This is a genomic window from Mycobacteroides sp. PCS013 (genome assembly GCF_049532645.1).
GTDB classification, from domain to species: Bacteria; Actinomycetota; Actinomycetes; order Mycobacteriales; family Mycobacteriaceae; genus Mycobacterium; species Mycobacterium gwanakae.
In genome coordinates this window covers 578,995-593,175 of record NZ_CP150131.1, presented here as the reverse complement: position 1 = coordinate 593,175, position 14,181 = coordinate 578,995, and the positions used below count along the sequence as shown (strand labels likewise).

General features: G+C 63.7%; 13 protein-coding genes. 3 read left to right on the top strand and 10 right to left on the bottom strand.

Features of this window, described 5'->3' with window-relative positions:
* Nucleotides 1-36 precede the first annotated feature (36 nt).
* Nucleotides 37-2,661, bottom strand: coding sequence for an AAA family ATPase (locus RHO23_RS02975; protein ID WP_057968710.1), 2,625 nt, complete (start codon nucleotides 2,659-2,661; stop codon nucleotides 37-39).
* Nucleotides 2,658-3,842, bottom strand: coding sequence for a metallophosphoesterase family protein (locus tag RHO23_RS02970; protein ID WP_057968711.1), 1,185 nt, complete (start codon nucleotides 3,840-3,842; stop codon nucleotides 2,658-2,660). Before RHO23_RS02970 ends, RHO23_RS02975 begins: the two co-directional genes overlap by 4 nt.
* Nucleotides 3,843-3,973: 131 nt before the next feature.
* On the opposite strand from RHO23_RS02970, the gene RHO23_RS02965 reads away from it, so the two are divergent.
* Complete coding sequence (locus RHO23_RS02965; protein ID WP_046252954.1) at nucleotides 3,974-4,486, top strand: SixA phosphatase family protein; 513 nt, start codon at nucleotides 3,974-3,976, stop codon at nucleotides 4,484-4,486.
* Between the two features lie 10 nt (nucleotides 4,487-4,496).
* On the opposite strand, the gene RHO23_RS02960 is transcribed toward RHO23_RS02965, so the two are convergent.
* From RHO23_RS02960 to RHO23_RS02950, 3 genes are read right to left on the bottom strand one after another with little or no spacing between them, the layout of a single operon-like run.
* Nucleotides 4,497-5,015, bottom strand: coding sequence for a DUF3558 family protein (locus tag RHO23_RS02960; RefSeq protein WP_030094870.1), 519 nt, complete (start codon nucleotides 5,013-5,015; stop codon nucleotides 4,497-4,499).
* Nucleotides 5,016-5,047: 32 nt separating this feature from the next.
* On the bottom strand, nucleotides 5,048-5,605 hold the full coding sequence (locus RHO23_RS02955; protein WP_078285174.1) for a DUF3558 domain-containing protein: 558 nt from the start codon (nucleotides 5,603-5,605) through the stop codon (nucleotides 5,048-5,050).
* Complete coding sequence (locus tag RHO23_RS02950) at nucleotides 5,602-6,132, bottom strand: DUF3558 domain-containing protein (RefSeq protein WP_044104574.1); 531 nt, start codon at nucleotides 6,130-6,132, stop codon at nucleotides 5,602-5,604. Before RHO23_RS02950 ends, RHO23_RS02955 begins: the two co-directional genes overlap by 4 nt.
* Nucleotides 6,133-6,285: 153 nt before the next feature.
* Here RHO23_RS02950 and RHO23_RS02945 point away from each other — a divergent pair, with 153 nt between their 5' ends.
* Entirely contained in the window at nucleotides 6,286-8,010 is a 1,725-nt protein-coding gene (locus tag RHO23_RS02945; RefSeq protein WP_198528406.1) for an ABC transporter ATP-binding protein, read from the top strand.
* Nucleotides 8,007-9,902, top strand: coding sequence for an ABC transporter ATP-binding protein (locus RHO23_RS02940; protein ID WP_057968713.1), 1,896 nt, complete (start codon nucleotides 8,007-8,009; stop codon nucleotides 9,900-9,902). The genes RHO23_RS02945 and RHO23_RS02940 overlap by 4 nt, the downstream gene beginning before the upstream one ends.
* On the opposite strand, the gene RHO23_RS02935 is transcribed toward RHO23_RS02940, so the two are convergent.
* The 5 genes from RHO23_RS02935 to RHO23_RS02915 form a co-directional block, all read right to left on the bottom strand.
* Nucleotides 9,899-10,423: a hypothetical protein gene (locus RHO23_RS02935; protein ID WP_057968714.1), complete on the bottom strand. Its 525-nt coding sequence runs from the start codon at nucleotides 10,421-10,423 to the stop codon at nucleotides 9,899-9,901. The genes RHO23_RS02940 and RHO23_RS02935 overlap by 4 nt on opposite strands.
* Nucleotides 10,424-10,499: 76 nt before the next feature.
* Nucleotides 10,500-10,706: a hypothetical protein gene (locus RHO23_RS02930; protein WP_030094864.1), complete on the bottom strand. Its 207-nt coding sequence runs from the start codon at nucleotides 10,704-10,706 to the stop codon at nucleotides 10,500-10,502.
* A gap of 29 nt (nucleotides 10,707-10,735) precedes the next feature.
* Nucleotides 10,736-11,770 carry a mechanosensitive ion channel family protein gene (locus RHO23_RS02925; RefSeq protein ID WP_057968715.1) on the bottom strand — a complete coding sequence of 345 codons (1,035 nt, stop codon included), beginning with the start codon at nucleotides 11,768-11,770 and terminating at the stop codon, nucleotides 10,736-10,738.
* Nucleotides 11,771-11,995: 225 nt separating this feature from the next.
* Nucleotides 11,996-12,946 (bottom strand): alpha/beta hydrolase, encoded by a 951-nt coding sequence (locus RHO23_RS02920; protein ID WP_109398658.1) that lies wholly within the window; start codon nucleotides 12,944-12,946, stop codon nucleotides 11,996-11,998.
* On the bottom strand, nucleotides 12,943-14,181 hold the full coding sequence (locus tag RHO23_RS02915; protein WP_057968731.1) for an MFS transporter: 1,239 nt from the start codon (nucleotides 14,179-14,181) through the stop codon (nucleotides 12,943-12,945). Before RHO23_RS02915 ends, RHO23_RS02920 begins: the two co-directional genes overlap by 4 nt.

Sequence of the window (14,181 nt, the reverse complement as noted above, 5' to 3'; positions counted from 1 at the left end):
CACCGATTTTGAGGGGTGTCGGCGCAGCCGAGTCACTCAGGCCGACAGGCTGATTCGCTGTGCCCCGGTGACCGAGTGATAGCGGTCAGGGCTGCAGGTCAGCACGATCACCTGCGCCTCGGTGCCCACCGCGCCGAACACCTCACCCATGCGCTCCAGCCTGTCGCTGTCGGTGAATCCCAGCGCGTCGTCGATGATGACCGGCACCGCATCCTGCGGCGCCACCAACGCGGCGCTCGCCAATCGCGCGACGATGCCCAGTTGTTCCTTCGCGCCACCCGATAACGACTCGTAGGGCACCGTTCGGCCTTCCAGCGTCCGGCTGCGAATACTCAGATCGCTGTCGACGTCCACTTCGAAGGTGGGGCCGAAGACCATGCGCCCCAACCGCTCCAGCTCCGCACGGAACGGGTCGACATAACGCAATCTCATGCCGTCCCGATGCCGCAGCATCACCGATCGCAAGGTGTCGACGGCTCGGGCCTTAGCCCCGATTCGGGCGAATTCCGTTGCCGCATATTCACGCTCGGAAGCCGCCGCATCCAGCTGGTCCTTACGGCCCTGCCTGCCGAACACTTCCAGACGCACCGCGATATCGCGTAGCCGATGACGCAACGAATCGTGCTGCTGATCCAGCCGCTGTGCCCGTGCGGAGACCTCGCCGAGTTCGGCGCGTACCCGATCAGCCTCAAGCGCAGCCAACTGACTCATCAGATCGGTGATGCGGCGGGCGGTCAGGTCCGCCGCTTGGACCGCCTGGTCATGACGTTCGCTCAGCAAATCGTCGGAGGCCGATGCCCGAACCTGGGCCAGGCGCTGCTCCACGGCGGCCAACTCTTCGGCGCGGGCGCCCTGCTTCTCTCGCAATACCATTGCCTCGGTGGACTTCTCGGCGAGTTTCTGATTGGCGACCTGGACGGCGTGGCGGTGGGTGACCTCTTCGGCCTGCAGCCGCTCGACCTCGGCCACCAACCGGGCGACCTCTGTACGAGCCTGCGCCGGATCGATCGCATCCCACAGACCGTCGGCCTCCGGCGCCAACTCGCGCAAGCGGCTCAGCTTCTCACGCAGTGCGTCAAGACTCTCCGACCCCATCAGCCCATCGAGCAGTGCCGTCAACCGGTCGCGTTCAGCATTCAGCTCGGTCCGCCGCTCATACTGCTTCTGGGCCTCACCGACATCGGCTACACCAGCAGCCGCCAAGGCGCCGGTGAGTGCCTCACGAGCCGCATCGAGGTTTCCACGCAGCTGAGCCGCGTTGGCCCCCGGAATGATTCGGGTGACTGCCACGCCGGGAGCGGTGATCTCAACGGTATCGGTGGCCGCACTCGCCCACTGCTCTCCGGCCGCAACCCGCAGCTGGCGGCCATCGACGGTGATGTCGACATCGGCGAGCGCACGCACCTCCACCTGCGCCGAAGCGGTGTCCAGAGCCACCTCTGCCATGCCCACGGTTTGCGCGGCAGCCTCGATAGCACCGAGGGCCTGTGCGGTGATGGCCAGTGCCGAAAGTTCCGCGCCGGCCGTGGTCAACTGCCGGGTAGTGAGGTCGACACGCGACACCCGGGCCGCCAGTCCATCCACCTCATCCCGGGCCAACGCGCGGTCCAAAGTGTCGCGGGCCGACTGCAGTTGAGCGCGGGTAGCCTCGACTTCCTCGGCCATCCGGGCCGCGGCAACCTCCGCCGCCTCTGCTACCTGTTGCGCCTCAGCGTGCGCTTCCTTCGCGGCCGACACCTGCTCGGCGAGGCCATCAATCCCGGCGCGACGAGCCTGGATATCGGCGACCAGTTGGGCCCGCTCGTCACGTTTGGTCTGTGCCGCCACCGCCGCGGCCTGCGCCGCCTCCGCGACTACCGCTGCGTTATCGCGTTGTTGCATCAAGGTCGAAACGGCTTGCGAGGCCTGCTCCAACGGAGCCAGCCGACGACTCACCTCGGCACGGTCGGCGATGACGGAGGCCAGCTCCCGGGTCAGCTCGTCGTGCTCACGAACCTGTTGCTCGACCTCGGCCACGGCCGCGTTGGCGACGGCAAGCGCATCCTCAGCGGCGGTCAGCCGGACGCCGGCCTTGGCCCATTCACCGGTGGGACGCCCCGTCGCGGTGAAGTACAGCGCGTACTCGGCGTCGATCCGCTCCACCAGATCGGGCTCGCTACCGGACAGCGCAACCGACTGTCCGGCAGCAAGATCCAGGGCGCGGGTTAGCGCATCGCTCGATGACAGATCGAGCACACCCGCGCCTGCCGACTGCAGAACCCGCTGCGCCTTCCACAAGTTCATGTCGATGGACTGATCCAGCATGTCCAGCACCCGCTGATGCGCCTCATCGCCGGAGAGCTGTTCGCGGCGCGGCTCGATGACCGTCAGATGCGTCTCAGCGCGTTTGTGAAAACGCTTCCGATACACGAATCGATAGGGGCCGCAGCTGATCTCGGCTTCAATCTCGGAGCCTACGTCCGCAAATGTGGGCTTGACCTGCTTGACGTCCTTCTTGGTGGAGCGATCCTTGGATTCGATCAGCAGGTCCAGCGCCTCGATCATGGACGTCTTGCCGATCTCATTCGCTCCGCTGACCACCACAACACCGCGATCGGGAAAAGTGATGTCGCGATGAGCGATTCCGCGATAGTTGGTGACCGAGAGGCGGTGCAGCTTCACGCCGCCGACCCTCGTGTCACCGCGCCGCCCTTGGCCGATCCGCCTCGCCCGGTACTGGACGTGAGGCGCAGTAACAGCGACAACGCGCCCTGGGCGTCCGCCGACGATGCCCCGCCCGCGGCCGCCATCTCCTTCAGCTCGGCGATCGCGGACTCAGCGAAACCACCGACACCGAGATCACTGAACTCTCCGTCGGCAGGCACCACCGCAATATCGGTGTGCCGCTCCCACGCCCGCACGCTGGCGAATAGCCGCGTGTACTTGTCCAGGCACTCTTCCAGCACGGCGTTATCGGTCACGCTGAGCGTGCCCGTGAGGGCCAGACGCACCACCGTGCGTTCTTTGTCGGGCAGCAGTTCGAGATTGAGTCCGAGATCGGCGATATCGCGTGCGTTGTCCACCGACCGCCGCAACGTCACGAACCGCCATCTGCCCACGTGATGGGCATCCACCTGCACCGCACCCGATTCGTCCAGGTCGACCACGAGAGCATGTCCCGGATCGGATTCGACATCGTCGTAGTTGGTGACCTCGGGCGCCCCCGAGTACCAAACCCGCCCGGTGGAACCCACCTGGGTCCGGGAGTGCTTGTCCCCCAACGCCACGTAATGGACCGCACCACGGGCAATAGCGTCCTCGACGGCCTTCAGCGCGATGAGCGCCGGCTTCGTCGGGTCGGGGTCCAGCACGTCCACACCGCCGTGGGCCACCACGATGCGCCGGGTGCCGTCAACGGGCAGAGCCTCCAGCTGTTCGGCCACCAGATCATGCGTGGGTGCCTTCGAACGCCACGGCACCGCGACCAGCTCGACACCGGCAGCCACCCGATGCACGCCCGCGGTATCGAGGACGTGGACGTTCGCGGGCTTCTCAGCCAGGAACAGCTCACTGGTGTACACCGAGGCGGCATCCAGGGGATCGTGGTTGCCAGGCAGCAGATAGATGTCCACCCCGACGCCGCGCATCACCTCCAGCGCCTGACTGATGACGCGTGGGGCCAGCTGGTTGGACTCGAAGACATCTCCACACACCACCATGAAGTCGCAACCCTGAGCCACAGCAACCTCGCCAAGGGAAGCGATAGCCTCCCTACGGGCGGCTGAATACTGCGGCTGAGCTTCGCCGGCAAGGAAATGCCGGGTCATGCCGAGCTGCCAGTCAGCGGTGTGCAGGAACTTCACACGGGAAGTCTATGGCCGTCCACTGACAACCTCCGGGTGCCGCGCCTGATCCCCGGGGCCCGGATTGGTGACTTATCCACAGGTCGGGCATTTGCCCGTCTTTCGTCACCCAGCCCGGCTACCGTACGACCATGCCGGATGACGCCAAGCGCACCCTGATCTTGATGCGGCATGCGAAGTCGGCGTACCCGCCGGGAGTGGACGATCACCAGCGCCCGCTGAATCTCCGCGGTACGCGACAAGCCACCCAGGCCGGAACATGGCTGCAGGACAATTTCAATCGGATCGACGCGGTGCTGTGTTCAACCGCCACCCGGACCCGCGCGACGCTGACTCAAACCGGGGTACACAGCCAGCTCGTCAGATTCAGCGACAAACTCTACGACTCAACGGTGGGAATCACCCTCGGCGAGATCAACGCGGTACCGGATTCCGCGAGCACGGTCCTCGTCGTCGGGCATGAACCCACCACATCGCAGCTGGCACTCATGCTCGCCGATACCGGTACCAGCAATGCGGAGGCCGCGAACCGGATCTCCACCAAGTTTCCGACCTCCGCGATCGCAGTGCTCACCACTCGGTCGCCATGGTCACGGCTCGAATTGGGCGGCGGATCGCTCACCAAGTTCCACGTGCCGCGCTAGTCGGCGGGCCTCAGACCTTCTCAGCCACCTGGGTGGACAGCTTCATCGCGCAGTGACATGCGTCCGAGGACGTGCCGTGACCCGCACCGAGCAGGGTGACCGCCAGCTCGAAGAATTGGTCGTCCCCGTACTCCAGCGCGGTGACGCACATCCCGTACGTCGAACTGATGAAGCCGCTCTTGCCTCCCGCGGAGAAATCCCTGACCTCGTCACGCGTCCGCTCCTCCCCCTCCCGCTCGCGGCCGATCGGGCTGCCGCGATACCAGGACAGGGTGACGTTCGGGAGCGCGCTCCACGATCCATTCGGAGACCAGGTGCATCCGGCGGGGGTCTTTGCAATCAGCTTGAGGTCAGCCCGGCGTACGACGGCCATGACATCGGGTGTGGTGAGGCTGCCGCACTCGGAGTACCCCGGGCCGACCCGGACATCATGCGAGGTAGCCACCTCATGCCCGTTGACTTCGTGGTGGTTTCCGGAACACCCAGAACTCAACAGCATTCCCATGGCCAGCACAGCACACAGCACTATCCCGCCCACACGGGACGAGCGAACACGACCTGTCAGATGTTCACTGACAGCGTCATCTCCATCAATTTTATTGCCTGCGTGCATGAGTCTCCGCCTTGGCCCTGCGGGTTGACCCACCATCCAACAACACCTGCCGCGTCGCTGGCAACTCCACAGGCGCCCGGCTGGTCCGGCGGCTTCATCACGATCGACGGGATTCCCTGAATCGCCCGTTCCTGGACGTTGTACTTCAGACTGTTCGCTGTGGCCTTCTCCGCTTCGAGACTGCCCGTCTCGAACCAGAAGCGGGTGATGTCGACGAGGCCACCGCTCTTACTCATCGCCTGCCAACGGCACAACGCGCCCACAAATGTGCTCTGAATGTCCCTCGGATCTGCGTCGACGGCCTTGGCCAGAACGTCCGTGGTGAGGACGTCGCATTCCTTGAGCAGGTTGGGGTACTTCTGCTCGGCAGGCGTACCGTCACCCAGATCGCCGCGGCCGGGCATGACCGCTTCCCCGTCGACGGTGCCGCCACAGCCTGCGGACGTGAATGCGACGAGCGCGATGCACGCCGCCGCGAAGAGTGACTTCGTTTTCCGATGCATCATTTCTTGGCCGCCTTGATGGACGTCTCGGTCAGCTGCTTGGCCACGTCGCAGGAGTCGGGAGCGCCGGATCCGGGCTCGAAGTTGATAGACCATTCGATGAAGTCGTTCCCGAAGTCCATGCCGATCTCGCACAGTGTGGTCACGGTGCCCGGGTAGCCGTTAGTGGCGATGAAACCCTTGTATCCGGCGATCTCGATGTCCTCGACGCTCGGGCGCGTCCGCTCTTCCGTCGCCCGTTCACGACCGATAGGACTACCTCGGTACCAGTTGAAGGAGAAGTGCGGTCCCACGATGCTTCCCCCGCGCAGCCAGACACAACCCACCGAGTTCTTCGCGGTGCCCACCAAACCCACGACCTTGGTCAGCTGCATCATCGCCTGATCGCTGACACCGCCGCATTCCGAGAACATCGGACCTTCGACGCCCTTGGACTTGGTCTGCGCCGGCGCTGTCGCGTTCGGCTCATTACCGTTGGGCTGATCAGACTTATCACCGCCCGAACAGCCGGCCACCACAAGTGCCACCATCACCACGGCGACAGCACACTTGCTCCACACGTTGCGCGAATCCAAGCCCAACCTCACATGTGCACTGTAGCGGCACAAACCCGCGCCAACCACTGAGCTGCGGGTTTGTTGCGGGAGTCGTGTGCGACAGTGGTGCGCATGCCTCAGGGTCAGTTGCGGGCCCTCCTGCGACGTTATGTCCGTCCCTACCGCAGTCTGGTCGCGGTGGTCGTCATGCTGCAGATCATCAGCACCTTGGCCGCGCTCTATCTGCCGACAGTCAACGCGGCGATCATCGACGACGGAGTCGCGCAGGGTGATACGCGCACGATCACCCGTCTCGGCATGGTGATGCTGGCCGTGACTCTGGTACAGATCACCTGCTCGATCGGCGCGGTCTACTTCGGTTCCCGGACCGGCATAGGGTTCGGTCGCGACATGCGGTCGGCGCTGTTCCACCACATCACCGGGTTCTCCGCCGAAGAGTCGTCTCGATTCGGTGCGTCGACCCTGTTGACGCGCACCACCAACGACGTTCAGCAGCTGCAGGTACTGGTCCAGATCACCTGCACCATGCTGGTGACGGCACCGATCATGTGCATCGGCGGGATCGCGATGGCGATCCACCAGGATGCGGGGTTGTCCTGGCTGCTCATCGTGAGCATGCCGGCGCTCGGCTTGGTCAATTGGTACATCGTGCGGTCGATGTTGCCGATCTTCCGCCGCATGCAACGGCTCATCGATGGCATCAACCGGGTCATGCGCGAACAGTTGTCCGGCATTCGTGTCATTCGCGCATTTACCCGGGAAACTCTGGAACGCAAGCGGTTTGGCGTGGCCGTCGCCGAGGTGTCCGAAGCGGCACTTGCCGCCGGCCGGTGGCAGGCCCTGATGCTGCCCACCACCTCACTGGTCATCAACACCTCCAGCGTGGCGCTGATCTGGTTCGGCGGGCTGCGTATCGACCACGGGCAGATGCAGGTGGGCTCGCTGGTGGCCTTCTTGTCCTACTTCTTGCAGATCCTCATGTCGATGATGATGCTCACCATGCTGGCCGTCATGGTGCCGCGAGCCTCGGCGTGCGCCGAACGGATCACCGAGGTGTTCGAGACGGTGGGATCGATTACCGCCCCGCCCGATCCGGTTTCCCCGGATGCATCGAATCCGATCGTCGAGTTCATCGATGCCGGCTTCCGCTATCCAGGCGCCGAACGCGCGGTATTGGAAGGGGTTTCGTTTACAGCGCGGCCCGGGACGGTCACCGCGGTGGTCGGCGCGACCGGATGCGGCAAGAGCACGCTGCTGTCATTGATCCCCCGCTTGCACGACGTGACCGCGGGTTCGGTACGCGTGGGCGGTAACGATGTCCGGCGGTATGACCCGGAGAACCTTTGGACATTCATGGGTTTGGTTCCGCAACGCGGGTACCTGTTCTCCGGAACGGTGGAAAGCAACCTGCGCTACGGCAAGTCCGACGCTACCGAGAACGAGATGTGGGAGGCGCTACAGGTGGCGCGGGCGGCGGATTTCGTCCAAACGCATCCCGCGGGGCTGCAGATGCCGGTGTCGCAGGGCGGCATCAACTTTTCCGGTGGACAGCGTCAGCGCATAGCCATTGCCCGCGCGGTGATTCGCCGTCCGGGCGTCTACCTGTTCGATGACGCGTTCTCCGCGCTGGATGTACGTACCGATGCCCGGTTGCGGGAGGCGCTGCGCGCGGTCGCCGCACAATCCACTGTGATCGTGGTGGCGCAACGGATCTCGACGGTAATCGATGCCGACCAGATTGTGGTGCTCGACAATGGCCGAGTGGCCGCGGTGGGCACCCATGCCGAGCTGGTGGACTGCTGTGGGATGTACCGGGAGATCTGCGACTCGCAGGCGGTGTCACTGGTATGACCCAGGGGATCGGTTTTCGAGGTGTGCAGCAAGGGCTGGCAGAGCGTTCACGGGACTTCCGTGGCACCGCGGTGCGAATGGTGAGGCGTCTTGCTCCACAACGTTTTCTGACCGCCGTGGTGATCATCCTGTCGATGACCGGTATCGCGATCGGGGTGATCGGACCCCGAATCCTGGGCCATGCCACCGACCTGTTGTTCAACGGGGTGGTTGGGCGAGAGCTGCCCGCCGGACTGAGCAAGGAACAAGCCATCGAGGCGGCACGGGCACGCGGGAACGGCCAATTCGCGCAGATGCTTTCCGGCATGAACGTTACCCCCGGAGCGGGTGTCGACTTTCATGCCGTGGGGATGACGTTGGCACTAGCGCTGGGCCTGTATCTGGCGGCCGGGTTGTTGGCATGGGTGCAGGCGCGGCTTCTGAACGTCACCGTGCAGCGCACGGTCGTGGCGTTGCGCACCGATGTGGAGGACAAGCTACATCGGCTTCCGTTGTCTTACTTCGATTCCCGCCAGCGCGGGGAGATTCTGAGCCGCGTGACCAACGATATCGACAACATCCAGACGTCCCTGCAGATGAGCATCAACCAACTGCTGAGTTCGATGCTCACGCTGGTCGCCGTGCTTGTCATGATGCTCAGCATTTCGCCGCTGCTGGCCGTGATCACCCTCGCCACGGTGCCCCTGTCACTCTGGGTGACGCGGGCCATCGCCCGTCGCTCACAACGGCTGTTCGTCGCGCAATGGTCTAACACCGGGAAACTGAACGCACATATCGAGGAGACGTACAGCGGTTTCACCATCGTCAAGACGTATGGACATCGCGCCGACGCAGAGGCGATCTTCGCGGACCGGAACGCCAAGGTGTACAGCAGCGCCTTTGGTGCGCAGTTCTTCTCGGGGCTGGTGTCTCCCGCTACGGCGTTCGTAGGGAACCTGAGCTATGTGGCCGTAGCGGTGGTGGGCGGTCTCAAGGTGGCCTCGGGTGACCTGACGCTGGGCAGCATCCAGGCGTTCACGCAGTATGTGCGGCAGTTCAACCAACCGCTGACGCAGGTGGCCGCGATGTACAACACTCTGCAGTCCGGACTCGCCAGCGCCGAAAGGGTTTTTGAGTTGCTCGATGCCGACGAGGAGACTCCGGACCCGGCCTATGCAGCCACCATTCCCGCCGGGTCGCCGGGTGTGGAGTTCGAGGACATCAGCTTTGGCTACTCCCCCGAGACCCGGGTGATCGATGGGCTGTCGCTGCGCGTCGAACCGGGGCAGACGGTGGCGATCGTCGGGCCGACGGGAGCAGGAAAGACCACCCTGGTGAACCTGCTGATGCGCTTTTACGACCTCGACTCCGGACGGATATTGCTTGATGGCGTTGATATCTCAACGGTGAGCCGCCACGATCTGCGATCGCGGATGGGAATGGTGCTGCAGGACACCTGGCTCTTCGCAGGCACCATCGCCGAGAACATTGCCTACGGGCGGCCGGGGGCGGCCGACGACGAGGTTCGCGAGGCAGCACGCGCGGCGTACGTGGACCGATTCGTGCAGACACTTCCCGACGGATATGACACCAGGATCGCCGACGACGGCGAGAACGTCAGCGCCGGCGAGAAGCAGTTGATCACCATTGCCCGAGCATTCCTGGCACGACCGCAGCTGCTGATACTCGATGAGGCGACGAGTTCGGTGGACACCCGCACCGAACTACGGATTCAGCGGGCCATGGCCGAGCTACGCAGGGACCGGACGAGTTTCATTATCGCCCATAGACTTTCCACCATTCGCGATGCGGATCGCATTGTGGTGATGGATGGCGGCAGCGTGGTCGAGAGTGGCACCCACACGGAGCTGCTGGCGCGCCGCGGTCCCTACTTCGCGATGACGCAGGCCTAGAGCTGCGGACCTTGCGTGCGCAGATCCCGAACCTCTGTCATGGCGCCCCGTAGCTTGCCCAGCCATTCCTCGGCGTGTTCGCCGACCAGCCGCACCGCCCATGCCAGTGCATCGGCACGTGACCGCGCGACTCCCGCCTCGACCAGGGTGTCGAGCACCTGACGCTCGGGCTGGCGCAGGCGAGTCATCACCGGGACGGCGATGTGCGTGAACAGGATCCGCTCGGACTCTTCGGCGGTGCCCACGTCGACTCCCCAGGAGACCTTGCGCCCATACCGGGCTTGCGCCTCATCGGCGATACGCATTCGGTGAGAGCGGGTCTCTTCCCGGAAGCGAGAGGCGCGGCCTGCCGCGCGCGCATCACTTTCCTTCTCACTGTCCTCGGCGGGGAATCGGCCGATGACAGTGATCTCTTCGCGGTCGACAACGACTTCGGGGTCACCACTGAACCAGCCGTCGGGCAGGCGCCCGGCGAACCAATCCGCGGCGTCGGAGGCGTCGGATTGTTGATCTCGTTTCATGATTACAAAATTACATACTTACAAATGTCACGGCGTTCGCCTATAGCGAACAACCTGGGGAACGCCGGACGCTACGTCAGCTGCGGCGCATAACGATCGCGGCGCCGCCCGCGAGCAGGATGACCACCGCGAGAACCAGCGCCCATCCGAGACCAGCGATCCACCACACAGCGCCGAGGACAGCCAGCACCGGGGCGGCCAAGAACAGCGCCATACCTGGGTGCTGACGGATCACCGCCAGCGCGGCGTTTGCCCGCTGCTTGTCGATTTCCTTACCAGCCATATCACCAGCGTACTGCGCCTCTGCCGCGGTCAGCGGTCCGCTTTTTCCAGGACCTCGGCATCTGCACGCAGTAACCCGTCGAGATAGAGCGGACGGATACCGTTCTCGTCGAACGCGACGAGAATCCGGCGCCGCAACTCGCGCTCCACCGCCCACTGCGCATTGGCCCGGACGGCCACCGTCAACCGCAGACTGATCGCGTCGGTGGTGATTCCGTCGACACCCTGCATCTCCGGAGCTCCGAGCACGTCCTGACGCAGCGCATCGTCGGCGACTGCCCGCTCAGCGGCCTCGAGCGCCACCTTGCAGGCCAGGTCGACATCGGCACTGTAGGACACGGGCACCTGCAGGAAGGCCACCGCATAGTCCTGGCTGAAATTGCCTACGCGGGCGATCGCCCCGTTGCGCACGTACCAGAGTGTGCCGTGCAGGTCACGCACCGTGGTGATGCGCAGACCAACGCTTTCAACGGTGCCCACCGCATCACCGACGTCCACCACGTCGCCGACGCCGTACTGGTCCTCGAACAGCATGAATATTCCGGTGATGAAGTCTCGCACCAGGTTTTGCGCGCCAAATCCGAGCGCGACGCCGACGATCCCCGCGGATGCGATGAAGGGCGCCACGTTCACTCCCAGGATCGCGAGCGACTGCAGGATCACCCAGACGAGCACCAGAAACGAGACTGCTGATTTGAGAACAGAACCCAGGGTCTGCGCGCGCTGCGCTCGGCGTTTACGCCTTCGTGCGTCGCGGGCCGGGTCCTGAGCACGTCCGCGCAGGGTGCGCACGGTCGAGGGTCGTCGCTCGGCCTCATCAAGAGCCTCGTTTTCCGCCGTCTCCGGTGCGCGGTGCGTGAAAAGCGACCACCGCCGACGGCTCTCCGCCTGATCTGTCCGTCTCGCCCCCTGGACCAGGCGATCGATCGCGCGGTGGAACACGTATCTCACCACCAGCGCCAAAACGATGTAGATCGCGATGTCGACCGGCTTATGGATCAGCCAATCCCGGCCGGACTCGGACAATTGGATTGCTAGGTCTGACACCACCCCGAGGGTACCCATCGAGAACAATCCCGCGAGTGGGCAAAGGACTATCGCCGCTGCGCACCGCGCGAAAATTGTTTGCCCCGTAGGGAACTGAACGCCGGTCCAAAATATGCATTCCAAAAGCCTTACAGCAAAGGAGAATAAAGCGTGCCCGGTCGCTCATACGCACCAGTGATGGCCTTGCCCAACTCTGGTTGTGGTGGGGGGACCTCAAGGCCGGGCTTTCGGGCACGCAGACGCCTACAACACGGCCTTGCAGGCGTCCAGGGAAAGTAGGAACTCCTCTTTCGCTGCCGGAACTATCCGGGCGAAATCAAGATAGCCATGGACCAGGGCGTCCGCGTTGCGGAGCTGGACCGCTACCCCCGCGTCCGCGAGAAGTGCCGCGTAGATCCTGCCGTCGTCTCGAAGCGGGTCGTGTTGCGCGGTGGCGATGTACACCGGGGGCAGACCCTCGAGGTCCCCGTTGACCGGCGCAACGGTGAACGGTAGTGCTGTCGGGTCAGCGGTTTCGGATAATTCACCGAGATATGCCTGGCCGAAGATCCTCATCATGTCGCGGGAGAGAACCGGGCCTGCGGCATTCTCGATGACCGACGGCAAGGAGAGATCGCTGGTGGTGCCCGGGTACCAGAGCAGTTGAAACTTCAGATGTGGACCACCGCGGCTTTTGGCCAGCTGGGCGGCTACGGTGGCGAGGTTACCCCCGGCAGAATCGCCGGCTACCGCGATTCTGGCTGGGTCCGCGCCCAATTCCGTAGCATGCTCTGCCGCCCAAGTGAGTGCGGCGAATGCATCGTCGACAGCGGCAGGGTAGGGATTTTCGGGCGCGAGGCGGTAATCCACGGAGACCACCACCGCTTCGATATGTGCGCATATCGAACGTGCCACCCAGTCGTGAGTATCGATGCTGCCCAGCGCAAAACCGCCGCCGTGGTAGTAGACGGCAAGTGGGAGCTCTCCGGCGTCTTCGAAGCCCAGCGGCCAGTAGACGCGCGCCGCGATGGGGGGTGCGTCGGTCGCCGGAATCACGATGTCCTTCACACGGCCAACCGCGGTCGACGGCGCCTCACCGCGGACAGCATGTCGGCGGGACTCACGTGCCAGAGACAAATCCGCTGGCCGATCAAGATGCACCGCCGGGCTCGCATCGAGGACAGACTTCAAGACAGCATCAATGGGCCTGATCACGATTTCCTACCTTCGGCATCGGCGGGTGGTGCGTCGCGGACAGTGAGCGCCAGCAAGAAACCGAGGCCCATCAATCCGCTGATGTATATCAACAGACCAGCCCATCCCGCATCCGTGAGCACGCGGCTACCGACGAGCCCGAACACGGCGCTCCCACTGAAGCTCGACGCGAGAAAAAGCGAGGACGCCTGCGCCCTACCTTTATGCGCGATCGTCGCCGACAGGCTCGTGAGACACGTGTACCCCGCAAACCCTCCCCCGGTGACAAGCGCTGCGCCAAGCACAATGATCCACACCACGGGAACGGCTAGTAGCGCTACTCCGGCCAGCATCAAGACAACAGCCAGAAGTAGCGTGTTCCTGATTCCGATCCTCGCGGCTACGGTACCCGAGGTCTTCGCGGTGAAAACGCCCACCAGAATAACCAGAAAGAATGTGCCGTACATACTCGGCGATATATTGAATGGTGGCGATTCGACCCTGAAGGGCAAGGCATTGAATATCGAAATAATCGCCCCCATGAAGCAAAATATCAGCAGATATATTACGAGTAACCGAGGGTTCGAAAGGTGCGAGAGGAAGAGCCTGGCTTCCATGGCGTACGAAATATCGCTGGATATGAAGAAGTTCGAGCGCGGCAGTGTGATAGCGGAAACAACAATTACTCCAAGCAGTAGCACGGCCAGCACGCCGAGTGCCAACCGCCATGAACCCGTGCCCCCAACAATCCAGGCCGGCAACATTTGGCCCAAGAGTGACCCGAGGGCGTTTCCTGCCGCGTATATCCCCATCGCAGGGGTAACGGCCTGGGGTTCGAACTCTTCGCCTATGTATGCCATAACAATGGCAGAAACACCGGCCAGCAAGACTCCCTGAAGTCCTCTCAACAAGACGATTTCAGTGAGGCTGTCGCAGAACACCAGAAGCAGGTAAATCAACGTTCCAAGTGTCGACGACGCCAGCAGTATGCTCCGCCTGCCATAGCGTTCGGACAACAGGCTGATGGGGATCAATCCCAGCGCAAAACCGGCAAATGCCGCCAGGAAAATGAGTTGGCTGTCGCCCGCAGAGATCTGTAGCCCCTCCGCGACCTGCGGCAGAATTCCCTGGATGCAATACAGCTGCGCGGGTCCAATCATCGAGGCCAGGAGCAGGCCAACTGCCGCGACGCGAAACTCTCGGGACTTGGCACGGATCCTGCCTGCGGCGCCGCTCTGCGATTCAGCGGTAGACAT